The sequence below is a fragment of the Pseudoalteromonas tunicata genome (genome assembly GCF_002310815.1).
Taxonomy (GTDB): Bacteria; Pseudomonadota; Gammaproteobacteria; order Enterobacterales; family Alteromonadaceae; genus Pseudoalteromonas; species Pseudoalteromonas tunicata.
Map to the genome: position 1 here is coordinate 967,895 of NZ_CP011032.1, position 24,260 is coordinate 992,154.

The window sequence follows — 24,260 nt, forward strand, 5'->3', positions numbered from 1 at the left end:
AGCGTATTATTTACGACATAAAAGAATTGATATGGCGCTGACATATAAAACACGTACAGAATTTGTTGTTGACGCAATAAGAGAAAAAATCCTCAAAGGTGAAGTGAAAGCAGGCCAGCCATTAAGACAAGCTGCACTCGCAGAAGAACTTGATGTAAGTCGCATACCTGTGCGTGAAGCACTTTTGCAGTTAGAAGCCGAAGGCCTTGTTAAGTTTCAAGCACATAAAGGTGCGATTGTGACTAAACTTGATGCCGATCACGTCGATGAATTATTTGAGCTTCGTGCAATGCTAGAAGCTGACGTACTTGCTCGTTCGATTCCGAATTTAACATCATCACATTTGGCCGAAGCTGAAAGTATCTTAGCTGAGTTAGAGCAATCTCTGACTCATGATGATAGCGCGAATTTATGGTCTGATTTAAATACTCAATTTCATGTGTGTCTGTACCAAGGTTGTCACCGGCCCCAAAGTATGGATATGATCAGTATGCTCAATCAAAATGCAAGTCGTTATATTCGATTACATTTTTTACTTGCAGGCGGTATTCATAAAGCCGGCCCAGAGCATAGACAGCTGATTAATTACTGCAAAAATCAGCAAATTGACCAAGCGGTTGAAGTATTAAAAAGCCATATATTAGGCGCGAAAGATGAAATAAAAGCGTTGTTGCAGCAACAGGATTAAAAATAAAAAGGCATTCAGATTGAATGCCTTTTTTTATTTATGATTTTGAGAATTATTATGTGAGAACAAATTAGTTTTTGAATACCGGTTATGTACCCGTAAAAACAATATCCAAGTTGCAAGTATTATTAATACTCCAGCCAGTAGCATTACCAAATTATGATCAACCCATGTCATTAATACAATGGCGAGTAAAAACATAATAAAGGGCTTAAGCTCATACCATCTGGATATGCTCTGTTGGTTTTGACGATTAAACTTTGTATCTGTTCGTCTAAAGTGTGACCTTAAAGTCCACACTAAAGCTCCGGCAATAAAAAATAAACTCCCAGAAAAAGACGCAAAAAACGAGGGCTGATAGGTAATCAGACCATAACCAACAGCAAAATAGACATAGGGCAAACTTTCATAAATTGGTTTACTTAACACAATAGAATCCCTCCAACGTGATCTGGTTAAAGTTTAGACTCTAAAAAACATTTAAGCGAGTATGTTAAAGCTTCAAAGATTATTGCAATAAGTAGGATTTTGATAAGCTGAGAAAATATTTTTCTTTTATATGAATAAACCCAGCTTAGGTTGATTAATTAAGCTATTGTGCTTTGGTATTATCAGTTTTTAACTGCGTTTCTTGCCAACCTAGCCAATCACCTTCTAAGTGTTTTACATTAGTAAACCCTAAATCGATTAGCGCTTGCTCTGCTGCAGCTGCTCTTCTTCCAGAACGGCAATAAACGATAATAGCTTGGTCTTTTTGATAATCGAGTACCGCGGTGTTATTAATAATATCTAAATGAGAGTAATTAATAGCGCCAGGAATATGTCCATCCTTGAACTCTTCATCTGAACGTACATCGAGCAGAATAACGGTATTATTTTTTTGTGCTTCAATTAATGTTTGCTGGCTTACTGTAGGGGTCGGTGCAGCAAGTACATTTGGACTTGCACATAAAAATAAGACAGTTGTGAGTGATAAAATAGTTAATTTCATTTTTATAACCTGCAGAGTTTTAGTTGGTCGAGTATAGCACTAGGACTCTTATGATTCTAAATAGGTTAGTCCTAGCTTACTTTTCACTTTGAAATCTACTGGCGATATATATCTTGTTTAAATATTTAGCCACAGCTTTGAAGATTACTCGCTTTCATTAGGGCAATAATTTCACCTTGATTGTTGCTGTTTATAAGTAAGTTGTCACCGGTTTTAAGATCTAAATCAATATTGTGACTCAAGTTTAATTGCTTAATTAAATCAGCCTTTAATTCAACCAGCCTAGTTTTATCACACGACTCAATAAACCAATCTTTATTACGCCCCATTAAGCGACCTGCTGAAAGTTGTTTAAAGGCTAAATTATTTAAAGCACTTGCAAGTTCACGCTTTGCTTGTTGATGAGCTTGGTTAATTGTTTTTGAATATTGTTGATTGGTGTAATCATGCACCTCTATTTGATAATAAAGGGAAGCATCGTAAAGCTGAGCAAATAACTCGGTTGATGATTGCTTTTGATAAACAATATTAATCAGTAGCACAATCGCTGCTATACCTAATACAAATTGTACCCGATTGAACCAAGGTATCTGTTTATCGGTGCGACTTTTTAATATCGCTAAAATAGTGCAATGTTGTTTTTTGCTTAGCTTAATTTGCTCCTTACGCGCTTGATGGAGTTGTTTAAGTTGTTTATCAAACTCATGCTCAGATTTCATTATACACTCCTAGGCTAATTTTTAGCTGTTGCTTGGCATAGCGCAACCTGGTTTTTACAGTTTCTTGAGGCTCTGAGGTAATACTTGCAATTTGAGCCAATGAAAAACCTTCTTGTTGTAATATAAAGCTTTCCCTTTGCTTAAATGGTAGTTGTAGCAAAGCGTGGTTGTAGCTTTTTAATAAGTTATTTTCTGTTTCAAGTTCAACGGTTTGCAAGCTTTCTAACTGTTGATATTCAAGACTAATCAATTTGTTCGCTGCTTTTATTTCATCACGTAATGTATTGGTAGCAATGGTAAATAACCAAGCTTTTAGTGAGGATTGTTCTCGGTAAAGGTGCCTTTTCTCCATAACTTTAAGCCATGTTTTTTGGCTGACATCATTCGCTGTATCGGTATTACTTAACGATACGAGATAGTGATAAATATCATTGCCAAAATGATTAAATAGTTGGCCTAATTCTGCTTGCGAACCTGTTTGACAAAAGCGAGTCATAATGATGTCTGGATCTTGCGGTTTGATAAACCAGCTTTTTAAATTAAGTAGTATCAATAAAAGCCCCTTATATTTGTTTAAACAGGCATCTTATATCACATTAAGATGCCAAGCCTTGAGGGTATTAATTAGCCTGATTTCTCTGGATAAGAGATTTACCAACATATTAAATTAAAGGTAGATATCTTAGTTATGTTTCTCTAGCCAAATATTTTCAAGGATTACAATGTGGATTGATGCGTCAATAGCTGGCCTATTGCACGTTAATCTAACGCAGTTAACGATGAAAATAGCTGCCTGAGATAGATTTATTATCCAGGATTAAGGTTAATTACTATTATCCAAACTGAAATCAAGTTGAATATTTAACCCATGCTGTTCTATTGCATGACCCTGCTCAATTTTGGCTTTGTATTTCCATTTTTTTATCGCTTTTAGGGCTGCTGCATCAAAAATACGCTTGGGCTCTGAGGCTAAAATAGTGGGGTTAATAACACGACCCGTCTTTGAAATTGAAAAGCCAATTTGTACCCAGCCCTCAATACCATCTCGGGCTGCAGATTGTGGGTATTTCGGAGCCATCCTAACAATCGGGCTTGCTTGGTTATCTAGCTTTAAGCTTGTTAATCCTTCTTTATCGCTCATTTGTGGCGATATTTTTATTAGCGGTATGATCTGTGTCGTATCAATTTCGGGTGCATCTGAAACTGGCATCAATTTTGGTGGAGCTTTATTTACCATTGGAGGTGGTGGTAAGCGCGATATTGTTGTGATCTGTTTGATTTTTTTTTCTTGGGCAACTTCAATCGTAAAATCAGGCTGTACTGTTGGCGCATAATTTTCTTGAGGTTTAATTAAATATTGCATAAAGGCAAAAGCTACAAAGGTCATTATCAGGCCAGCAGCAGTAATTAGGGCTATTTTTGCTAATGGCTGAGCGGTAGATTGTGTGATTGTATGAGTCATAAAATATTCTCCTTGAGTTACTCGCTAATAAAACGAGATAAAAAGGAAAAAGGGGTGAAAATTTTAAAAATTATTTTTGACTCGTTTTTTTGACTAATTTGTTACTTGCTTTATGACTTCACAATCCCCATATATTACTATCTACACAGTTAGTATAAATAAAAGTAGCCTAGTATTGCTTGGCGCTGAAACAAGCTTTTGTTATATTATCACAATATTGTTTATTTTAATTTGGATACGTTGTGGCTGAAGTACGAGCAAGAGTCCAGCTAAAGGTTGGCAAACAGAGCACTATACCTGCAGAGATCCTGTCATTTTCAGGTCTGCAAGATGGTGTTGAGCATGTCGCTTTAGTGTTTAACCAAGCAGATAAAACACAAGATACCCCCTTAATTCGCCTTCATTCAGAATGTCTTACTGGAGATGTATTTCATTCATCACGCTGTGACTGCGGCGAGCAATTGAATGAATCGATTGAAAAAATGCACCAACAAGGTGGTATTTTGCTTTACCTTCGTCAAGAGGGGCGCGGCATTGGCTTGTACAATAAAATTGATGCTTATGTTTTGCAGTCACAAGGGATGAATACGTACGAAGCGAACAATCATCTTGGTTTTGCTGATGATTTACGTGATTTTTCAGACGCAGTATTAATGTTAAAAGCGATGGGAATTCACGATGTTCAGTTAATGACGAATAACCCTAAAAAACTCAAGGCACTCACAGATGCTGGGATTAAAGTGCGCAACTTAGTTGGTACACATGCGCATTTAAAAGAGGGTAATGAAGCTTATTTAGCTACAAAAGTAAAACATGGCTCGCATATGCTGGATTTAAGTAAAACAAAAAAGTAGCATAGCGACTTAAGGGCTGATTTCATTCACTCGATTGATGAACATATAAAAAACGCACCTCAAGTTGGTGCGTTTTGACTTTAATTTAAGACGAAATAAGATAAAACGATGGCCATAGAGCAACGAGTTTATAAAGCCCAAGCGGGAGTAGCGTGGTTTAAAGCCGCTTGGCACATATTTAAGATGCAACCGGGGACATTTATTTTAATGCACGCGGTAATGGGTGGGCTTGGTTTGGTCGCAATTTTTTTTCCGATTTTACAAATTGCAGCTGGGCTTGCCACTCCTTTTTTAACGGCAGGTTTCTATCAGGCTATTTTATTACGCCAGCAAGGTAAAAAAATTACGGTTGCTGAGTTGTTTGCGCCATTTGGCCAAGTTGGTCGTCGCCTTGGATTATTTCGTTTAGGCTTGTATCAAATTGGTGCGGGAATTTTACTCGCTTTATTAGCAAGTTGGTTGTTTAAAGATGCAATTGCAGTGCTTGAGCAATATGCAGCTCAGCCTGAAATTGCGGCGCAGCATTTACTGAATAATTTGCACTTTTCAAATATCGTAGTATTTATCAGTGCATTATCCTTTTATTTAATGTGTTTTGCGTATGCAGTGCCGTTAGTTTATTTTCACGGAACTGCTAATTTACTCGAAGTGTTCAAGGCTAGTTTATCTACGTTTTGGCATAACATGGCTGCTATCGGTGTATATGGAGTTATTTTTACCGGACTGATGTTAATCAGTGTACCGCTTTCATTTATCCCGTTATTTTTTATTATGCCTATTTGCTACATTGCTTTTTTTGTCTCATTTCAAGCTATGTTTATGAGTACAATTGTGGTGGCTGCGCCAACAAATGATATGCCGACTTCATCAGGGCGATTTGACGCTTAATGGATGATAAAGAAAAGCAAAAACTAAAAAATTACGTGCTCTGGTTATTGTCTCGCCAAGAATATTCGCGTCGAGACTTAACCTTTAAATTACAGCAAAAAGGCGCATCAGCTGACTTTATCGCAAGTTTACTCGATTGGTGTGAGCATCATTCGTTTATTGATGAAAAGCGATATTGTGAAAGTTTTATTCGCCGTCATCTGGCAAAGCTTCACGGATTGAAGCGTATCCAGGCCGAAGCTGCGGGTAAAGGAATTGAGCGAACCTTACTTGAAACCACGTTAGATGAGATGGAAATTGACTGGTATCAGCAAGCCCAAGCAGCATATAATAGGAAGTTTTCTGGAATTACTGGAAACCTTGAATTCAAAGAAAAAGCAAAAATTTTGCGTTATTTGATGTATCGAGGTTTTAATCATGAACAAATAGAATTTGCAATGCAAACAGAGCCGTCAGACGAGTGAGAATATCCGCATGCAGCATATGACTACCGCACAAATCCGCCAAGCTTTTTTAGACTACTTTTCGTCAAAACAGCATCAAGCCATCGCATCAAGCTCTTTGGTGCCAGGTAATGACCCAACATTATTATTTACCAATGCCGGTATGGTCCAATTTAAGGACGTATTTTTAGGCGCCGATAAACGCCCATATACTCGCGCAACCAGTTCACAGCGATGTGTTCGTGCTGGTGGTAAACATAATGACCTTGAAAACGTGGGTTATACCGCCCGTCACCATACCTTTTTTGAAATGCTAGGTAACTTTAGTTTCGGTGATTATTTTAAAGAAGATGCGATTAAATTTGCATGGGAATTTTTAACGACAGTGTTAAAGCTCCCAACCGAAAAATTATTAGTGACGGTTTATCACACTGATGATGAAGCCTTTGACATTTGGCACAAACAAGTAGGTTTGCCGGCAGATAGAATTATCCGTATTACGACGACTGATAACTTCTGGTCGATGGGTGATACGGGGCCATGTGGTCCATGTTCTGAAATTTTTTATGATCATGGCGATGATATTTGGGGTGGCCCTCCGGGTTCTGCTGAAGAAGATGGCGATCGTTTCATTGAGATTTGGAACTTGGTATTCATGCAGTTCAATCGCCATGCAGATGGTTCAATGGAGCCACTGCCTAAGCAATCTGTTGATACAGGTATGGGGCTTGAGCGTATCTCAGCCATTATGCAAGGTGTGCATTCAAACTACGAAATCGATATTTTCCAAGGATTGATCCGCGCTGCAGCTGATGTCACTAATGCACAAGATTTAGAAGATAAATCGTTACGTGTAATTGCCGATCACATTCGTTCATGTGCTTTTTTAATTGCTGATGGTGTGATGCCGTCAAATGAAGGTCGCGGTTACGTATTGCGTCGTATTATTCGCCGTGCAGTTCGCCATGGTAACAAGCTTGGTGCTAAAGATAACTTCTTCCATAAGTTAGTTGGTGCGTTAGCCGAGCAAATGGGCGATGCATATCAAGAGCTGTACAAGCAACGCGAAATTATTGAAAAAGTATTACGTATTGAAGAAGAACAGTTCAGTAAAACATTAGAGCGTGGCTTAGCCATTTTAGAAGATGGTTTAAAAGATATAACAGGCGATGTTATTCCTGGTGATGTCGTCTTTAAACTTTATGATACCTACGGTTTCCCTGCTGATTTAACTGCCGATGTTGCGCGCGAGCGTTTTATGACGATTGATGAGCCCGGCTTTCAAGCATGTATGGCTGCACAGCGTAAAATGGCGCAACAAGCCGGTAAATTCGGCACTGACTATAACGAGCAATTAAAATCAGATAAACACACTGATTTTAAAGGGTATGAGCACGAGCATTTTTCAGGCACTGTGATAGAACTTTTCTTTGAGGGTCAATCGGTTAATAGTTTAGCTGATGGTCAAAAAGGGATTGTAGTATTAGATCGTACTCCTTTTTATGCCGAGTCAGGCGGTCAAGCGGGCGATAAAGGTATTCTTAAAATTGCTGGTGGTGAGTTTAGCGTTTATAACACCACAAAACTTGGTAATGCCTTTGCTCACACAGGCGTGATCCAAGGTCAAATTGCTTTAAACGACCGAGTTGATGCACAAATCGATACTACACGTCGTGATAATATCCGCAAAAACCATACCGCGACGCATCTATTGCATGAAGCATTACGCCAAGTATTAGGTGAGCATGTTGGTCAAAAAGGGTCATTAGTGGAATCAGAACGTTTACGTTTTGACTTCTCTCACTTTGAAGGTGTCACTAAAGCGCAATTAATTGAAATAGAATTAATGGTGAATGCTGAAATTCGTCGTAATGTCGATTTACAGACTGAGCTAATGCAAATTGATGATGCTAAAGCCAAAGGTGCAATGGCGTTATTTGGTGAGAAATACGACGATGAAGTTCGTGTTGTTAGTATCGGTGAATTCTCTATCGAATTATGTGGTGGTACTCACGTTAAGCGTTTAGGTGATATTGGTTTATTTAAAATTGTGAGTGAATCAGGTATCGCTGCGGGTATTCGCCGTATTGAAGCGGTAACAGGAGCAGCAGCAATTGAGGTCATGCATCATCAAGCTGAGGTGCTTAATCATATTGCGGCATTAGTAAAATCAGATGCCAATAGCGCTGTTGAAAAAGTAACGGCGTTAGTGGAGCGTACAAAAGGCCTTGAAAAAGAAATCAATCAACTTAATGATAAGTTAGCCAGCGCCGCAGGTGCCGGTTTACTTGATTCTGTGATTGAAATTGCAGGTGTGAAAGTACTTATTGCGAACGTTGCTGGCACAGAAAGCAAAGCATTACGCGGCATGGTTGATGATTTAAAAAACAAACTTGGCTCAGGTGTGATTGCATTAGGTGTCGCTGAAGGCGACAAAGTGAGCTTGATCACTGGTGTCACCAAAGATTTAACTGGTAAATTCAAAGCAGGTGAATTGGTTAACTTTATGGCGCAGCAAGTTGGTGGCAAAGGTGGCGGTCGTCCTGATATGGCGCAAGCGGGTGGTTCAGAGCCTGAGCACTTAGCTTCAGCACTTGATAGTGTTGCAGCTTGGATCTCTGAGCGTGTATAACGTTTCGTGTCATTAATAGTCCAAAAATTTGGCGGCACTTCAGTTGGGTCAATTGACCGAATAGAAGCTGTCGCCGACCTTGTTATTAAAACAAAACAACAAGGCCACCAAGTTGTGGTTGTTTTATCTGCTATGGCAGGTGAAACCAATCGTTTAATTAGTCTTGCAAAACAAATCGATAATCGCCCTAATGCCCGCGAGCTTGATGTGCTGATAAGTACTGGTGAACAAGTATCTGTCGCATTATTGGCTATGGCAATTATCAAACGTGGTCATTCAGCAATTAGTTTATTAGCCGATCAGGCACTTATCCAAACCGATAATTTTTTTGGCAAAGCACGAGTCACAGACATCGATTCGAGTCGTTTACTTCATGAGTTAGAACATGGCAGAATTGTCATTTTAGCTGGGTTTCAAGGTCGTGATAGTGAGGGGAATGTAACTACCCTTGGCCGTGGAGGCACAGATACAACCGCTGTTGAAGTCGCTGCAGCCATAAAAGCAAACGAATGCCAAATTTATACTGATGTTGATGGGGTTTATACTGCGGATCCGCGCATAGAATCACGGGCTCGGCGAATGGATACAATTACATTTGAAGAAATGCTCGAATTGGCAAGTCTTGGTGCTAAAGTATTGCAAATTCGCTGTGTAGAAGCTGCAGGAAGATACAATGTGCCATTAAGAGTATTATCTACTTTTGCACCGGATCAAGGCACGCTAATCACTTATGAGGAACCTCAGATGTTAGATCAAGTTGTATCTGGTATTGCGCATAATAAAGATGAAGCATTATTAACTATTTGTGGCGTGCCAAATACGCCAATTAATTTAGCAAAAATTTTGCAACTTTTGGCTCAACATGCAATCGAAGTCGATATGATTGCACAAATAAATCAAAAAGATGCAAATATCGACTATGCTTTTACTGTGCATCGTAATGACTTTGAACAAGGCTTGGAATTATTGCAATCTTTGGTTCAAACTTTGGGAGCAACTGAGGTTAAAGGGAATTGTAATGTGGCAAAAATCTCAGCGGTTGGTGTTGGAATGAAGTCGCATGCAGGTGTTGCAGGCACATTATTTCAAGCATTGGCGGCTGAAAACATTGCAGCGTTACTCATTTCTACCTCAGAAATAAAAATATCAGTGCTAATTGATGAAAAGTATCTAGAATTAGGCGTAAGAGCGCTGCATAGTGCTTTTTTTGTTATAAATTAACCAGTTTTAGAGTTTTTACTTACTTTTGTAGTGATAATTCATTAAAATAGAAAGACACGGAATCTTTTAATCTTTTGGAAATTAGGAGCAAAGAATGCTAATTCTGACTCGTCGCGTTGGAGAAACCCTTATGATAGGGGACGAAGTTACAGTTACGGTACTTGGTGTTAAAGGTAATCAAGTACGTATCGGTGTAAATGCACCTAAAGATGTTTCAGTACATCGTGAAGAAATTTATATGCGTATTCAAGCTGAAAAAACAAACCCAATGGGTAATGAATAAGTTTGAATAGTTAAAAAAGCCGCTTAAGCGGCTTTTTTATTGCCTAACATATTTTAAAACAAGAATACTATGCTTGAGTAGGATGTTAAGCTTGCTTGATTGTAACCACACGTTGTGGAAATGGGATCTCGATATTATTATTTTTTAAAGTATTAAATACCGTTAAGTTAATCGCCATTTTAGCTTTAATTATCTGATTTGTTTTAACCCAATAACGATAGCCAATTACAACACTGCTATCGGCAAACTGATTAATGCCTACCTGTATCTTTGCACTTGCGACAAATTCTGGTTGCGCGTTAAGCGCTTGCTCAATTAGGCTAATTGCAAATTCTGGGTCTGCATGATAAGCAATGCCAATTTCTCCTTCGATGAGTGATAACGCAAAAGAGTTATGAATTATCTCACCAACAATGTGCTTATTTGGCACGGTGATCACAATATCATCTTCATTGGTTAAAATGGTCACCCCTAATTCAATCGATTTTACTTGGCCAAAAATGCCATTCACTAAAATAGTATCGCCGACAATAAAAGGGCGAGTGGCGATGATTGCCAATCCTGCGCCATAGTTCGATAGCATGCCCTGCAAAGCGAGGCCTGCACCTAAAGATGCTGCGCCAATCGCTGCAATAAAAGGCGTGATGCTGATGCCTATTTTACCCAAAGCGATGATCACAAACATGATAATTAGCAAAACCTTTATCACATTAGTGATGAAGTTATTGAGCGTGATATCAACATTGTTTTTTTCTAATAATTTAAAAACTAGGCTCGATAATTTTTTGGCTACCCATAACCCAAAAAGTAATATCAGTAGTGCAGCGACAAGTTGAAAACTGTAGGTCACTAAATACTCAGTGATCAGTGCGTAGATCTTTTCTATTTGTTGGATTTCATTTTCAATCATGTCAGGGTCCAATTGAGTGGTTCGATGTAAGTACATCATAAAATAAATCGTCAGAAACCCTTCAGCGAGGGTTTAGTTTTAGTATTGCAGAATATACACTGCAACTTATACATTACCAGAATTTTTCTGGCTTAAGCTCTCACTTATAAAAGCAAATAACTCATGAATAAAAAAGCGATTTTAGCCCTTGCCATCAGTGCCGCATTAGTCGGTTGTGTTGATGGAAATAAAGTTCAAGAAACCAGCCAAACAGCAATTACCAGTCAGTCTCAAAATCAGCAATTAGAAAACATAGTTGAGGCTTATTTTGATGAAGCGTTAGCCCTTTCGCCAATTAGTGCAACGTTTGTTGGAGAATACCAATACAATGATCAATATTCTTTACCAATTAATGCGCAAAACCGCGCCAAGCAACATGCGTTAACACAAAAGTATCTTACACGCATTGCAGCACTCGATGCAGATCAGCTTACTGGCCAGTCATTATTGACCTTTGAGATTTTTCAACGAGATTTGCGTCTTGCACAAGAGCAAGAACGCTTTCCAAGCTACTTGATCCCAATTGATCAAATGAATGGTGAACATAATACATTTGCTGGATTGGGTTCAGGTCAAAGTGCGCAGCCGTTTAATACCGTCGAAGATTACAGTAACTTTATTAAACGAGCTGAAGGATTTGTGGTTTGGCTTACAAGTGTTGAAGAGTCAATGCGCGAGGGGATAAAACAAGGTGTGGTTTTACCTAAAGTATTAGCGGTTAAGCTGTTGCCACAGTTTCAAGCGCATGTTGTTGATGATGTAACTAAGTCAGTATTTTGGATGCCAGTTGCTGCAATGCCTGACACTTTCAGTCTTGCACAAAAACAACAGATCGAAATGCAATACAGTTCATTGATAAGTAAGACTTTAGTGCCTGCCTACCAAAAAATGAGTGTTTTTTTAGAAAATGAGTATATTCCAAACTCACGGTCAACGGTCGGTTACTCAGATTTACCCAATGGTAAAGCTTGGTATGATGCTGAAATTAAAAGCCATACCACACTTGCACTTAGCGCAGATGAAATTCACAAAATTGGTTTGCAAGAAGTTGAACGCATTTTAGGTGAAATGAGAAAAGTAAAACAACAAGTTGGTTTTGAAGGTGATTTAGTTGCATTTTTTAATCATCTGCGTGAAAGTGATGAGTTTTATTTTAATTCTGCCGAAGAAGTCATTGCGGCTTATGAAGCTGTAAAAGCAAAAATTGATGCGCGTGTTCCACTATTATTTGAAATTGCACCAAAAGCTGATTACGAAGTGAAAGCTGTTGAAGCATTCAGAGCTGAATCTGCCGCTGGAGCATCGTATCAGAGTCCTGCACCAGATGGCTCGCGCCCGGGTATTTTTTACATCAATACCCATAACTTAAAAGCGCAGCCAAAATTTATTTTAGAAACATTATCAATTCATGAAGCGGCGCCTGGTCATCATTTTCAAGTAGCATTGCAGCAAGAAGTTGAAGGTTTACCACGGATCCGTAAATTTGGTGGATATACTGTATTTGAAGAGGGCTGGGCCTTATATGCAGAAAGCTTAGGCAAAGAGCTTGGCTTATTTACTGATCCGTACCAGTGGTATGGTCGTTTAGTAGATGAACAGCTTCGTGCGATGCGTCTTGTGCTTGATACTGGTTTACATGCCAAAGGTTGGACACGAGAGCAGGGCATTGAGTTTATGATGGCTAATTCATCAATGGCGCAAAGCGACATTATTTCTGAAGTTGAACGCTATATCGCGATGCCAGGCCAAGCTTTGTCGTATAAATTAGGTCAATTTAAAATTCGAGAGTTGCGTGATTATTGTGCCAAAGAATTGGGTGAACAATTTGATGTGAAAAAATTCCATAGCCAAATTTTAATTGATGGTGCGTTACCTATGCCTATTTTAGAGCAAAAAATTAAGCGCTGGGTTGCACAGCAACAAGGTTAATCTTTGTATTATAAAATGCTAACAGTTGAAAAACTGTTAGCTAATAGCCAACCAAACTCCAACCGCCATCATCAAGCAGGCTGAAATACGGTTCAGTAATTGCACATGACCATTACTTGCAAGTAGCTTGCGTAAGCCATGCCCTCCGCTGGCATATAACGTCATACAAATTAACTCAGTCGCCAATAATATGAATACTAACGCCATCAATTGTGGTGCCAAAGTGTGCTCAGAATTAATAAATGGTGGCAGCAAAGAGGCTGTAAATGCCCAGCCTTTGGGGTTCGAAACTGCGGTGAGATAACCTTTAGAGAATAGATTTTTGGCACTGACATGCTCAGTTGGTTTATTGGCCTCTAAACTTAGCGCCAAGTTACCCTTACTTTGCCACATTTGTATCCCAACAAAAATTAAATAGGCACCACCAATCCATTTTAAGGCATTAAAAACATCTGGGTAATTAAGCATTAAAGCAGCAACGCCAAGCACCGCCGCGGTTGCTACCGTAGCCACACCTAATAACTCACCCCACATCATATAAAAAGTACGCTTTAGACCCACACTCATCCCAAGCGTCATCGCTAAAGTCATGCACATTCCAGGTGAAATAGAGACTAAGAAACTGGTCGGAATAAATAACAGCAACAAGGTAATATCTGGCATAACGGACGCTCGAGTTTTTGAAGAGGTAATAATAACGTAAAAACGCCTTTGGAGGTATCAGCAAAACAGTCATTACAATGGTTTTCAGTGCAATCTACAAAGCTGTTATACTGAATGATATCAGTCAGATAAATCAAAGGGTTTAAAATGAATTGGCAATCACTGCAAGATGGTTTGTCGTATATATTATTCAGTTATGGTGGCACGCCGATTACCGTTTTTCAGGTTCTGCAGGTGCCATTTTCATTGTTGTTAGCTTGGTTTATTGTCACACGAGTCGGTATTTTAATTCGTAAAGCCTTGCTGGTACGCAAAGTGACTCCCGACGCTATCCATCTATTCTCTCGAATTTACCTAGTAATCACCATCGCGATTTTAGCCATTACCAGTTTAGAGATTTTAAAAATTCCACTTACCGCATTTGCATTTGTTTCAGGTGCTGTTGCGATTGGCGTTGGTTTTGGGGCGCAAAATATTATTAATAACTTTATTAGTGGCTGGATTTTAATGTGGGAAAGGCCAATACGGATAGGTGATTTTTTAGAGGTCGGTGATACCAAAGGTATGGTTGAAAGTATCAATACCCGCTCAACACTTATTCGCCGCAGCGATGGTGTTCATATGTTAGTGCCAAATAGCCATTTACTTGAAAATACGGTTATTAATTGGACTCTAATTGATAAAAATGCACGTTCATTTGTGCGAGTTGGTGTCGCCTATGGCTCAGATGCTTTATTAGTTGCACAGTTAATCAGGCAAGTATTAAGTGAGCGAAAAGAGATTTTGACCCAACCCGCTTCAAATGTACTATTTGAAGATTTTGGCGATAACGCATTAATTTTTGATGCTATTTTTTGGGTGTGTGCTAATTCAGAAGCGGATATCCGCCAAATGCGTAGTGATATTCGCTTTCGGATTTATGAGTTATTTAATCAGCATAACATTGTGATTGCATACCCTCAGCGCGATGTTCATATTGATGGGGTTATTCAAGTACACAATTTACCTCAGGTTAAATAACCAGATAAATCCATCTGTGGCTGCTCTTTCAAGGTTAACAACGTTGGATTAACTTACACTAGACCTACAATTGACGCGTTGATCCGCCTTGTTACCCTTGAAAATATCTGGTTAGAGATAGGTAATTTACAGATTTACCTTTAATTCAACATCTTGGTAAATCTCTTATCCAGATCTCAGATTAAATAGTATTTCATAAAAAAATAATTGTGCTATTTTTTAATTACTGCAAAAGGGGATTTATTTGAAAATAACGTTTAGCACACTTCTTATATTATGTGGCTTATGGATTCATTCGGCTAAAATACAAGCTACAGAAACTCAGCCTGAGACCTCTTTGTTGGTTGCATCTGGTAACTTTGCTCCTTATTTTGTTGACGATAATCCAGCGACTCTAGGGCTGTTTAATGATATTTTTAAAGAGGCATTAGCACAAGTTGGTTATCCTAATGTTGAGTTCAAATCACTTGGTAATGAGGCGATTAAACGTAATTTTTTGATTGGTAGAGCCGAGGTTGCACTCAATTGGGGGGGGATCACTCCAGATGGTTTTTTCCAATCAAAATATCGTTTGAAGTTTGTTAATCGTGTGATCGTCAGAAAAGCAAGTCCACTTGCTCTATTGCAAGACTTAAGCACAATGAAGGGCTTTAAAGTGGTGTCATTTGTTAATGCAACTCGGGTATTTGGGCTGCAATACGAAAATACCATGAAAAATAATGGGTATATCGAATATGAAGATCAGACGATTACCAATCGGTTATTTATTTCAGAGCGCTTTGATGCAAAAGTAGGGGATTGGCTGATGTTTTTATGGTCGCTGGGTTTAACTCCTCAGCAGCAACAAAATATGCCCTATACAGCACTTGATTTGCTGGAATACAGTGGCTCATCTGTTATCTATAAGGATGAAGTATTACGTGACAAAGTTGATATGCAATTAACTACTATGTTGCAATCAGGCCAAATAGAGACAATCACCCAAAACTGGTTTAAATCAATGGGAGTTGTTCCTTATCAACATCAGTTTTTAGACGTTTTAGCAAAAAAGTAGGTTAGTTGATGTGCATTTATGATAAATGCACATTATGAGTTAGGGGATTAGTCATCTAAATCTGATTCAATTTCTTGCTCGATAACCACTTCTTCTTCAGGGATTAATGTTCTTAAACAAGCGAGTAGATTTGCTTGGTCATCACTGCCGACTCTAAACTTGGTGCCATCATGAAGTTCGATAGCAATAGCTTGAAATCCAGATACTCCATAAACCCAACCATCATGCGTAATTTTAACTCCCAGACCATGCAACCATGAATTAGTTACCGGATTTACTTTAGCAATGGCACTAATCGGTATTTTTTGACCAAAAACACCTGGCCCAAAGCTCCACGATAATTCATATTTACTCACTTTTATCGTTAAACTATGGAATAAATAGGCGACAATAACTAAACCTGCTGCAAATAAATAAACGGGTACTGAGCTACCTAAGACATAAAGCGCTAAAAGTACTGATGATAATACCCAACTAATGAGTACTAGAATGGCCCAGCCAAACTGTTTTTTTTGATATAACATGATGTTTCTTAATTAAAAGTTAAATACAAGTGTGGCGCTGGTTTCAGAATCAAAACTCAGTTTATCCACTTCTGGTTTTGAGTTGTAACGGTATAAATAAGAAAACTTAACCGATAGCGCACCATTTACTCGGCTGACTAACGCGGTTTCAGATTTTAACCTTGAGCTTAATCCTGATAAGGACTGCTCGTAACTAATTGCTTGATTAAAACGGCTGCGACTCGAAATTAATCGCTCCCATTGCAATGCAATTCTAATCAAGAAACCACTTTGTGAACTATTGTCTGTATTTTTTTGCGCACTTAAACCGGGCCCAATATCAAAATCAATGCGGTCTTTTTTTAATGCTAATAATCGGTTGCCGTAACCTGAAACCAAAGTACTTTTATACGCTACACCGTTAAAGCGGTCATTTTCATAACCACCATAAACAAAAAACGACTCATCAAATTGGGCTAGTTTATAATTTGCTTGTGATGAAAAAAATACCCTCGATGCGGTAGTTTTACTTTCACCGGTGATTTCATTTAAATCGCGTTTAAACAAGCTATCGAATTTATATTGGTTACGCCAACTTTCAAAATCTTGATAAATATTAGCTTTGAGTTTTGCCGTAGTGGAGTCGGTATTACCGCTAGTCAAAATAAAACCCAGCTCGGTATCACCGTATAAAAACTCACCTTGATGCTTTTGATGGATCTCACTTTCGTCCAACTTGCCATATTCAGAAAAGTTTTCAAAAGGGTCTTTTGCCAACGCATTAAAATGAATTAAAAATAAAACTAAATATGGGTATTTCATTACCGTCTCCTCAACCGGCTTTATTTTATGGTAGAAAAAATAAAAATAAAGTTTTTACGTTAATAGGCGGTAATAAATGCAATATTTAAGCTTTCCAAATAATATGACAAAACGGCGCATCTTTTTCTAAGCTGATCAACATACGGGCGTACTCAATATCTTGGTCATCAAATTCTAAGCCAATAATGACTTGTAAATACAGCTCAGGTTCAATTTCAAACTCAACAAATTCAGACCAAGAATCATCGGGTACATTATCTTCAGCAAATCCAGCTGCTTCGCGATGCATATTAAAATAAATAATGTCTTGCTCAGATAAATTATCTGGAGCTAGCTCTAAAAATACCTCATAGGCATTATCGGTGGCTTCTTCAACTGTCCATAAATGGGCTGACTCGGTCATTGGGATTTCTCATAGAAAGTATATTGTTGGCGTTTATACCAAATCAAAAAAAAAAGCCAAGTTAAACTTAGCTTTTCGTGTTCAATATAATGCTTAGGTATTTACTTTGTTAAGCTTGGCCTTTTATTTTTTCACGCATTTGTTGAATTAAGCGATAAAAGGTAGGAATGAGTAAGGTACCAAAAATAGTTGCCGCTAACATGCCTGCCAGTACAGTAATACCTAATGACACTCGACTGCCAGCTCCAGCTCCCGTTGCAAAAACAAGCGGCAATACACCAAGCACAAATGATAGAGCCGTCATAAGTACAGCTCTAAATCGCAATTTTGCAGCTTGCAGTGCAGCATCAAAAATACTGGCTCCACTGGCTCGAAGCTCCATTGCAAATTCGACAATTAAAATAGCTGTTTTTGTCGAAAGCCCAATTAATAAGACCAGCCCAACTTGTGCGTAGATATTATTTGCCATTCCAATCACATATAGCGCCAACATCGCGCCAAATAATGCCAAAGGTACCGCTGCGATAACGGAGAAGGGAATTGTCCAACTTTCGTATTGCGCCACTAAAAATAAATACACAAAAATTACCGCCAGACCAAACAAAATTGGTGTTAAGTCACCTGCTTCTAACTCTTGTTTCGATTGACCAGCCCACTCATAAATATATCCCGCAGGTAATTGAGCTGCTAATTCTTGCATTGCAGCAATCGCTTCACCACTTGCATGTCCTTCAGCTGCTTGCCCTGTAATGCTTGCACTGCGATATAAATTAAAATGGTTAACACTGGTTGGGCCCAATATAGGTTTTAAAGTGGCCAATGTTGTTAATGGCACCATATCACCATCAACATTGCGTACATAATAATGACGTAAATCACTTGGATCTTTTCTAAATTGAGTTTCGGCTTGAACAACCACCCGATAAGTTCGGCCAAACTGATTAAAGTCATTGATATATAATGACCCTAATTGTGCTTGTAGCGTGGTGAAAATATCACTTAATGCCACGCCTTGCGCTTTAACTTTATTGCGATCAACCTCAAGGAAATATTGCGGCACACTTGCACGATAAGTGCTAAAAACCTGTTTAAGTTCAGGACGCTGATTAGCTTCATAAATTAGGCCATTCATCACTTGAGCCAACTGTGCCGGATCTCGACCTTCACTATCTTGTAATCGAAATTCAAACCCAGAGCTATTGCCCAATCCAGGTATGGGCGGTGGATTAAATACCATCACCTGTGCATCGGGCATAGTCCACAATTGCCCCATTAAACGGGGGATCAATTGTCGCAATCCGAGTTCAGGTGCTACCCGTTCTTCCCAATCTTTTAGAATAATAATGCCCAAACCATTATTTGAACCTGCGCCACCAAGTAAAGAAGTACCAGAAACGGCAATAAAATCCGTTACGGCAGGATCGTTCATCACAATCTCACTGATTTTTTGCATCACATTCTCTGTGCGACCTGTTGATGCGGCATCAGGTAACTGTACATTAACAAACAAATAACCCTGATCTTCACCTGGCACAAAGGCAGTTGGTACTTCTTTGGTTAGCCAACCGGTTGCTACAAACATTAATAAAGCAAAAATACCGACCCTAGCTGAACGCTTCAGAAGAAACTCAACTGCATTGGTGTATTTACCTGTCATGCTGTCAATTGCACGCTCAAAAGGCGCAAGCCACTTAACAGGCTTCATTGCTTGTTCGTTTAACAACAACACGCACAGCGCAGGGCTTAAGGTTAACGCATTAATAGAAGAAATAATCACAGCAAATGAAATAGTCACTGAAAACTGTTTATATAACTCACCAGTAATACCTGGCATAAATCCAACGGGCACAAACACTGCCAGTAATACCAAGGTTGTTGCAATCACAGGGCCAGACACTTGTTCCATCGCTTTTGTGACCGCTTCTTTAATGGGTAATTTCTCTTCTTTTAATAAACGCTCAACGTTTTCAATAACGATAATCGCATCATCAACCACAATGCCAATTGCGAGCACCAAACCAAATAGAGTAATGGTATTGATTGAATAATCCATCAGCATCATAAATGCGAATGTGCCAATTAATGACACTGGAATTGCGACACACGGAATGAGCGTTGCCCGCCAGTTTTGCAAAAATAAAAACACCACTAAGATAACTAAGGCAACGGCTTGAAATAACGTCACCACAACTTCAGAAATAGAGCGCTCAATAAACTCGGTGGTATCAAAAGGAATTGTATATTTTAATCCATCAGGAAAACGAGTCGCTAGCTCAGCCATGGTGACTTTGACTTGATTGGCCACTTCGGTCGCATTTGCATCAGATAACTGATAAATAACCAAAAATGCAGTATCTTGGTTATTTAGTTTTGCTGATAAGCCATAATTTTTTGAACCAAGTTCAATACGTGCAATATCCGATAAGCGTACAAAATTACCGTTCTGATTGGCCCGAATAATGGTGGCGCCAAATTCATCTGGTGACTGTAAACGACCTTGTGCTTGAATTGAATATTCGAACTGCTGGTTAGGTAAAGCGGGTGAAGCACCGAGTTTACCTGCTGCGACAATTAAGTTTTGTTCTCGAAGAGCCGCTTGAACTTCTGCAATAGTAACATTCAGAGACGACATTTTGTCTGGACGCAGCCAAATACGCATTGAATAGGTTTTTTCCCCCATGACCTGCGCACCAGCGACTCCTTTTAAGCGGCCTAAAGGCTCAGTTAAATAATTGGTGGCATAGTTACTTAAAAAAATGTCATCGATATTTTCTTGGTCAGAATATAAAGTGATCCCCATTAGCATGCTGCTTGATTGCTTTTTAACAGCCACACCCTGACGTTTAACTTCCTCTGGTAAACCGGTTTGAGCTAATGCAACTCGGTTTTGCACGTTAACCTGAGCAATATCACTATCAGTGCCTACTTTAAAATAAACGGTGATCGTGGCGGTGCCGTTATTGGCCGCAGTCGATTCAATATACATCATGTCTTCTACGCCATTGATTTGCTCTTCAATGGGGCGGATCACAGATTCTTCTACCACTTGTGCGCTGGCACCTGGAAATACAGCTGTTACCTGTACTTGAGGGGGCGTTATTTCTGGATACATATTAACAGGCAACAACTTGAGCGCGATAAAGCCTGCTAAAGATATAAGTATCGAAATAACTAAGGCGAATTTAGGCCTGTCTATAAATGTTTTACTTATCATAAGTCATTCCTTATAGCGCTTTAAGGTCTGTCACTACACCCGTTGTCGCATTGACCATTTTGGCGACTGGATTGACTTCAATTCCTGTTCTTACTTTTTGTAATCCTTCAATGATGACTTGCTCATTTGCTGATAACCCGGACTCGACCACCCACATTGCATTCATCCGACGACCTAAGGTGACATGTCGGCTGGCGACTTTGTTGCTTTTATCGATCACAAGTACAAATTTGCCTTGTTGATTTTCTTGCACTGCAGCTTGTGGTACCAAAACCATTTCTTGTTTATCTTGGCTTTCAACAATTAGGGTAACAAACATACCCGGCATGATAAGTTTATTGGGGTTATTAAATACGGCACGTAACTCAACGGTTCCTGTTCCTTGATCTATTTTTGTGTCGGCAAAATCAAGTTTTCCGGCTTGGTCATATAGCGTGTTATTTGGTAAACGTAGGTGTAAATCAATGGGGGCGGCTTCTGGTCCTGCATCGCTTTGGTGTTTTTGTTGATAATTTAAATAAACAGCTTCTTCTACTTGGAAGTTAACATAAATAGGGTCGACAGCTGTAAGCTCTGCCAACTCAGAGCTTTGCGGCCCAACGATATTTCCTACGTCATATTTCACTTTACCTATTTGACCTGAAAAAGGCGCTTTGATTTCGGTATAACTTAAATTAAGACGCGCTTTTTCTAATGCAGCTTCACCTGATTTTACATTTGCAGCTGTTTGTGCGGCATTGGTGGTTAACTTGTCTAAATCGGATTGCGATAAAAAGCCTTTTTCTGCGACTTCTTTGCCACGTTTTAAATCGCGATTGGCACCGTCAGATCCTGCTATTTTACTTTTTAAATCTGCATCGGCTTGGGCCAAACTGGCTTGGTATTCAATGGGATCAATTTTAAGCAGTAATTGCCCTTCTTCAACGAAGCTGCCTTCGTTAAAGTGACGTTCAATTAATTCACCTTCAACGCGGGCTTTAATGGTCGCTTGTAAAAATGCTTCGGTACGAGCCACAAACTCACGATAATTCCCTACCTCGCTAGTTTTTACTTCATAGACCGACACTGCTGGAGCGGGGGCTGTTTTTATTACTTCATTTGATTTTCCACAACCTGTGACTGTAAGGGTGGTCGAGACTAAAATTGCATAACCAATGTGTTTGCTTAACGTGAATAAATCGTGATTCTGTTGTTCATCAAAAGGCTTGAGCATTGTATTCTTCCTTTCTTAGCGCTGGAGTAATAATGACTTTTATCGTTAGTGTGCAATACAATACTAATATCGAAATGCACAAAAAGTTATTTTGTTAAGATAATAAACAAATCAACTATTTAAACTGTAGTTATGTGTAACTGCACCGTTTAAGTTAATTCCCTTTACATTTTAGTGATTAAATTTTAGGCTCAACAAAAAACTAAAAAGGTCATACCAGTTGAAACTCGTTACTCTCTCTATCGAACAAGGCATTGCAACCGTAACGCTTAATCGCCCAGATAAACTTAACGCGCTTAATTTTGAGATGTTTAAACAACTCGATGCCACAATAAAAAAACTAAAAAAAGAGCGGCAAGTAAGAGTGGTGTTATTAACAGCACAAGGCGCTGATTTCTGTACCGGATTAGACGTTAAAAGTGTAATGAAATCAGGTATGAGTGTGGTTAAACTTCTTTGGAAGTGGCTGCCTGGCAATCAAAACCTGGCACAGCGAGTTGTGCTTGGTTGGCAATCGTTACCTATGCCTGTCATTGCCGTGATAAATGGACGCTGCTGGGGAGGAGGCACGCAAATTGTGCTCGGTGCTGATTATCGTATCGCAAGTCCAGATGCAAGCTTTGCAATTATGGAAGCACGTTGGGGGCTGGCGCCTGACATGGGGGCGAGTTTATCGTTGAGTCATTTGATTGGGCGCGATCAGGCATTGCTGCTTTCTAGCACGGCCGAGCCTTTTAGTGCTGATCAAGCGCTGAAACTTGGGCTGCTAACTGCCACAGATGCAGAACCACTTACTTATGCAAGGCAACTTGCACAATCCCTAATGGTGCGCTCGCCCGATACTCTAGCGGCGATAAAGCGACTTTATCAAACCAGTTATGGTGCAGCGACCCGCAAAACCTTGGCGCGTGAAACTTATAATCAAGTCCGATTGTTACTCAGTAAAAATACCCGAATAGCGATTAATAACCAACAAGCCGATCACACCACGCCTTATCAACAAGCAAAAAAATGGTAGCCAAAAGGTGAATAGCTCAATCACTGAATTGAGGGTTATAGTATTTCACTGTATTTGGTTTTAATTCTAATAGGGCAGCTAGCACATTGTGATGAAATATATATTAAGTAGCGCACTGATATTAAGCTGTTTGCTGATTGGCAAAGGTGCATCATGGTTGTTAAACGGCCATTTTCCTGGCGCTATTTTTGGTATGTTATTACTTTTTTTATTATTGGTATCGGGTAAGGTGCATTATGATAGCGTTTATCCCGCCGGAAGCTTATTACTCAAGTATTTACCTATTTTATTTATTCCTGCAGGGGTTGGCTTAATTGAGCATTTAGCCTTACTTGAACAGGCGGTTTGGGCAATATCATTAGCGGTACTTTGTAGTACCTTAATAACCCTTGCTGCTGTTGGTCATTTTATGCAAAAACGATTGCAATCATGATATTTTTTATTGGCTTACCTTTAACGATCGGTTTGTATTTTTTTTGTAAAATAATACAGCAACGTTTAGGATTAATTTGGTTTAATCCTATTTTAATTACGATTGTATTGCTTATTTCTTTGCTCTATCAATTAAAGCTGCCTTATACCGAATACAACCGCAGTACCTTTATGCTTACTTGGTTACTTGAACCAGCCATTGTGGCCCTTGCATTGCCACTGTATAAAGAGTTTGTTGCGGTTAAAAACAACATTAAACCAATTGCCAGCGCCAGTTTAATTGCTTTGACTTGCTCGATGACGTGTTCCGTTTTAATCGCGAGCGCACTTAATTTGTCATTTGAAATTCAGGCATCATTGGCAACAAATGCAGTAACGACTCCAATTGCACTGTCGGTCAGTAATAGTATTGGAGGGATCCCAGCATTGGCTGCTGTCATTGTGATTTTAGTGGGTATTTTTGGTGCTTTATGTGCCGAACCTTTTTTAAGATTCATTGGAGTAAATAACCCCAAAGCACAAGGTTTTGCGATGGGAGCGGCTTGTCATGCCATTGGTACAGCAAGAGCCTTAGAGCTTCATCCGAGTATGGGCGGATTTGCATCCATAGCCATGGCGCTTAGTGCAATTAATACTGCGATACTGGTGCCTATTTTATATCCTTTATTGCAACAGTTGCTGGCATATATTTCAGTGTATTGATGCTTTGTTACAATTGGCTTAAGCGAAAGTCTTGCTTTTGAAGGTGAGCTGTTTAAGCTTGCAACATAATGTTTTGTTTAAGTCAAAACAATGGCCAGTTTAAGGATAATTGCTTCGATATGGAAATCGATTGATGACTGACAAAATCCCAGCATGG

General features: G+C 39.2%; 25 protein-coding genes. 13 read left to right on the forward strand and 12 right to left on the reverse strand.

Annotated features, from left to right (window positions below; all coding sequences use genetic code 11):
• Positions 1 to 31: 31 nt before the first annotated feature.
• Positions 32 to 688, forward strand: coding sequence for a GntR family transcriptional regulator (locus tag PTUN_RS04450; RefSeq protein WP_009838502.1), 657 nt, complete (start codon positions 32 to 34; stop codon positions 686 to 688).
• 33 nt (positions 689 to 721) lie between these two features.
• Here PTUN_RS04450 and PTUN_RS04455 read toward each other — a convergent pair whose 3' ends face one another.
• From PTUN_RS04455 to PTUN_RS04475, 5 genes are all read right to left on the reverse strand, one after another.
• Complete coding sequence (locus PTUN_RS04455; RefSeq protein ID WP_009838503.1) at positions 722 to 1,117, reverse strand: hypothetical protein; 396 nt, start codon at positions 1,115 to 1,117, stop codon at positions 722 to 724.
• A 163-nt stretch (positions 1,118 to 1,280) separates the two neighbouring features.
• Complete coding sequence (locus PTUN_RS04460; protein ID WP_009838504.1) at positions 1,281 to 1,679, reverse strand: rhodanese-like domain-containing protein; 399 nt, start codon at positions 1,677 to 1,679, stop codon at positions 1,281 to 1,283.
• A gap of 125 nt (positions 1,680 to 1,804) precedes the next feature.
• The gene (locus PTUN_RS04465; protein ID WP_009838505.1) at positions 1,805 to 2,398 is read right to left on the reverse strand and encodes a hypothetical protein; all 594 of its coding nucleotides are present in this window, start codon (positions 2,396 to 2,398) and stop codon (positions 1,805 to 1,807) included.
• The gene (locus PTUN_RS04470; RefSeq protein ID WP_083781280.1) at positions 2,388 to 2,948 is read right to left on the reverse strand and encodes an RNA polymerase sigma factor; all 561 of its coding nucleotides are present in this window, start codon (positions 2,946 to 2,948) and stop codon (positions 2,388 to 2,390) included. Before PTUN_RS04470 ends, PTUN_RS04465 begins: the two co-directional genes overlap by 11 nt.
• Positions 2,949 to 3,221: 273 nt before the next feature.
• Entirely contained in the window at positions 3,222 to 3,860 is a 639-nt protein-coding gene (locus PTUN_RS04475; RefSeq protein ID WP_009838507.1) for an energy transducer TonB, read from the reverse strand.
• Positions 3,861 to 4,102: 242 nt separating this feature from the next.
• Here PTUN_RS04475 and PTUN_RS04480 point away from each other — a divergent pair, with 242 nt between their 5' ends.
• The 6 genes from PTUN_RS04480 (at position 4,103) to csrA (ending at position 10,181) form a co-directional block, all read left to right on the forward strand.
• Positions 4,103 to 4,714 carry a GTP cyclohydrolase II gene (locus tag PTUN_RS04480; protein ID WP_096035235.1) on the forward strand — a complete coding sequence of 204 codons (612 nt, stop codon included), beginning with the start codon at positions 4,103 to 4,105 and terminating at the stop codon, positions 4,712 to 4,714.
• Between the two features lie 108 nt (positions 4,715 to 4,822).
• Entirely contained in the window at positions 4,823 to 5,602 is a 780-nt protein-coding gene (locus PTUN_RS04485) for a BPSS1780 family membrane protein (RefSeq protein WP_009838511.1), read from the forward strand.
• Positions 5,602 to 6,066 (forward strand): regulatory protein RecX, encoded by a 465-nt coding sequence (locus PTUN_RS04490; protein ID WP_009838512.1) that lies wholly within the window; start codon positions 5,602 to 5,604, stop codon positions 6,064 to 6,066. The genes PTUN_RS04485 and PTUN_RS04490 overlap by 1 nt, the downstream gene beginning before the upstream one ends.
• Positions 6,067 to 6,076: 10 nt before the next feature.
• On the forward strand, positions 6,077 to 8,677 hold the full coding sequence (alaS, locus tag PTUN_RS04495) for an alanine--tRNA ligase (protein ID WP_009838513.1): 2,601 nt from the start codon (positions 6,077 to 6,079) through the stop codon (positions 8,675 to 8,677).
• A 6-nt stretch (positions 8,678 to 8,683) separates the two neighbouring features.
• Positions 8,684 to 9,898, forward strand: a complete 1,215-nt coding sequence (locus PTUN_RS04500; RefSeq protein ID WP_009838514.1) for an aspartate kinase — start codon at positions 8,684 to 8,686, stop codon at positions 9,896 to 9,898.
• 94 nt (positions 9,899 to 9,992) lie between these two features.
• Positions 9,993 to 10,181 (forward strand): carbon storage regulator CsrA, encoded by a 189-nt coding sequence (csrA, locus tag PTUN_RS04505; protein WP_009838515.1) that lies wholly within the window; start codon positions 9,993 to 9,995, stop codon positions 10,179 to 10,181.
• 85 nt (positions 10,182 to 10,266) lie between these two features.
• On the opposite strand, the gene PTUN_RS04510 is transcribed toward csrA, so the two are convergent.
• Positions 10,267 to 11,091, reverse strand: a complete 825-nt coding sequence (locus tag PTUN_RS04510; protein WP_040643923.1) for a mechanosensitive ion channel family protein — start codon at positions 11,089 to 11,091, stop codon at positions 10,267 to 10,269.
• A gap of 162 nt (positions 11,092 to 11,253) precedes the next feature.
• Here PTUN_RS04510 and PTUN_RS04515 point away from each other — a divergent pair, with 162 nt between their 5' ends.
• Entirely contained in the window at positions 11,254 to 13,059 is a 1,806-nt protein-coding gene (locus PTUN_RS04515; protein WP_009838517.1) for a DUF885 domain-containing protein, read from the forward strand.
• A gap of 36 nt (positions 13,060 to 13,095) precedes the next feature.
• On the opposite strand, the gene PTUN_RS04520 is transcribed toward PTUN_RS04515, so the two are convergent.
• The gene (locus PTUN_RS04520; RefSeq protein WP_040643924.1) at positions 13,096 to 13,722 is read right to left on the reverse strand and encodes a LysE family translocator; all 627 of its coding nucleotides are present in this window, start codon (positions 13,720 to 13,722) and stop codon (positions 13,096 to 13,098) included.
• A gap of 147 nt (positions 13,723 to 13,869) precedes the next feature.
• Here PTUN_RS04520 and PTUN_RS04525 point away from each other — a divergent pair, with 147 nt between their 5' ends.
• Positions 13,870 to 14,742, forward strand: coding sequence for a mechanosensitive ion channel family protein (locus PTUN_RS04525; RefSeq protein ID WP_009838520.1), 873 nt, complete (start codon positions 13,870 to 13,872; stop codon positions 14,740 to 14,742).
• A 244-nt stretch (positions 14,743 to 14,986) separates the two neighbouring features.
• On the forward strand, positions 14,987 to 15,796 hold the full coding sequence (locus PTUN_RS04530; protein WP_009838521.1) for a transporter substrate-binding domain-containing protein: 810 nt from the start codon (positions 14,987 to 14,989) through the stop codon (positions 15,794 to 15,796).
• 47 nt (positions 15,797 to 15,843) lie between these two features.
• Here PTUN_RS04530 and PTUN_RS04535 read toward each other — a convergent pair whose 3' ends face one another.
• The 5 genes from PTUN_RS04535 to PTUN_RS04555 form a co-directional block, all read right to left on the reverse strand.
• A complete protein-coding gene (locus PTUN_RS04535) occupies positions 15,844 to 16,320 on the reverse strand; it encodes a hypothetical protein (RefSeq protein ID WP_009838522.1) in 477 nt (158 codons plus the stop codon).
• 12 nt (positions 16,321 to 16,332) lie between these two features.
• Positions 16,333 to 17,121 carry a DUF481 domain-containing protein gene (locus PTUN_RS04540; protein WP_009838523.1) on the reverse strand — a complete coding sequence of 263 codons (789 nt, stop codon included), beginning with the start codon at positions 17,119 to 17,121 and terminating at the stop codon, positions 16,333 to 16,335.
• A gap of 85 nt (positions 17,122 to 17,206) precedes the next feature.
• On the reverse strand, positions 17,207 to 17,524 hold the full coding sequence (locus PTUN_RS04545; protein WP_009838525.1) for an HI1450 family dsDNA-mimic protein: 318 nt from the start codon (positions 17,522 to 17,524) through the stop codon (positions 17,207 to 17,209).
• A gap of 109 nt (positions 17,525 to 17,633) precedes the next feature.
• Positions 17,634 to 20,738, reverse strand: a complete 3,105-nt coding sequence (locus PTUN_RS04550; RefSeq protein WP_040643925.1) for an efflux RND transporter permease subunit — start codon at positions 20,736 to 20,738, stop codon at positions 17,634 to 17,636.
• Positions 20,739 to 20,748: 10 nt separating this feature from the next.
• Positions 20,749 to 21,951, reverse strand: a complete 1,203-nt coding sequence (locus PTUN_RS04555; RefSeq protein ID WP_009838527.1) for an efflux RND transporter periplasmic adaptor subunit — start codon at positions 21,949 to 21,951, stop codon at positions 20,749 to 20,751.
• A 220-nt stretch (positions 21,952 to 22,171) separates the two neighbouring features.
• On the opposite strand from PTUN_RS04555, the gene PTUN_RS04560 reads away from it, so the two are divergent.
• The 3 genes from PTUN_RS04560 to PTUN_RS04570 all read left to right on the forward strand — a co-directional run bounded on the left by PTUN_RS04560 (position 22,172) and on the right by PTUN_RS04570 (position 24,103).
• Positions 22,172 to 22,969: a crotonase/enoyl-CoA hydratase family protein gene (locus PTUN_RS04560; RefSeq protein WP_009838528.1), complete on the forward strand. Its 798-nt coding sequence runs from the start codon at positions 22,172 to 22,174 to the stop codon at positions 22,967 to 22,969.
• Between the two features lie 91 nt (positions 22,970 to 23,060).
• Complete coding sequence (locus PTUN_RS04565) at positions 23,061 to 23,402, forward strand: CidA/LrgA family protein (RefSeq protein ID WP_009838529.1); 342 nt, start codon at positions 23,061 to 23,063, stop codon at positions 23,400 to 23,402.
• Complete coding sequence (locus PTUN_RS04570; protein WP_009838530.1) at positions 23,399 to 24,103, forward strand: LrgB family protein; 705 nt, start codon at positions 23,399 to 23,401, stop codon at positions 24,101 to 24,103. The genes PTUN_RS04565 and PTUN_RS04570 overlap by 4 nt, the downstream gene beginning before the upstream one ends.
• The last annotated feature ends 157 nt before the right edge of the window (positions 24,104 to 24,260 follow it).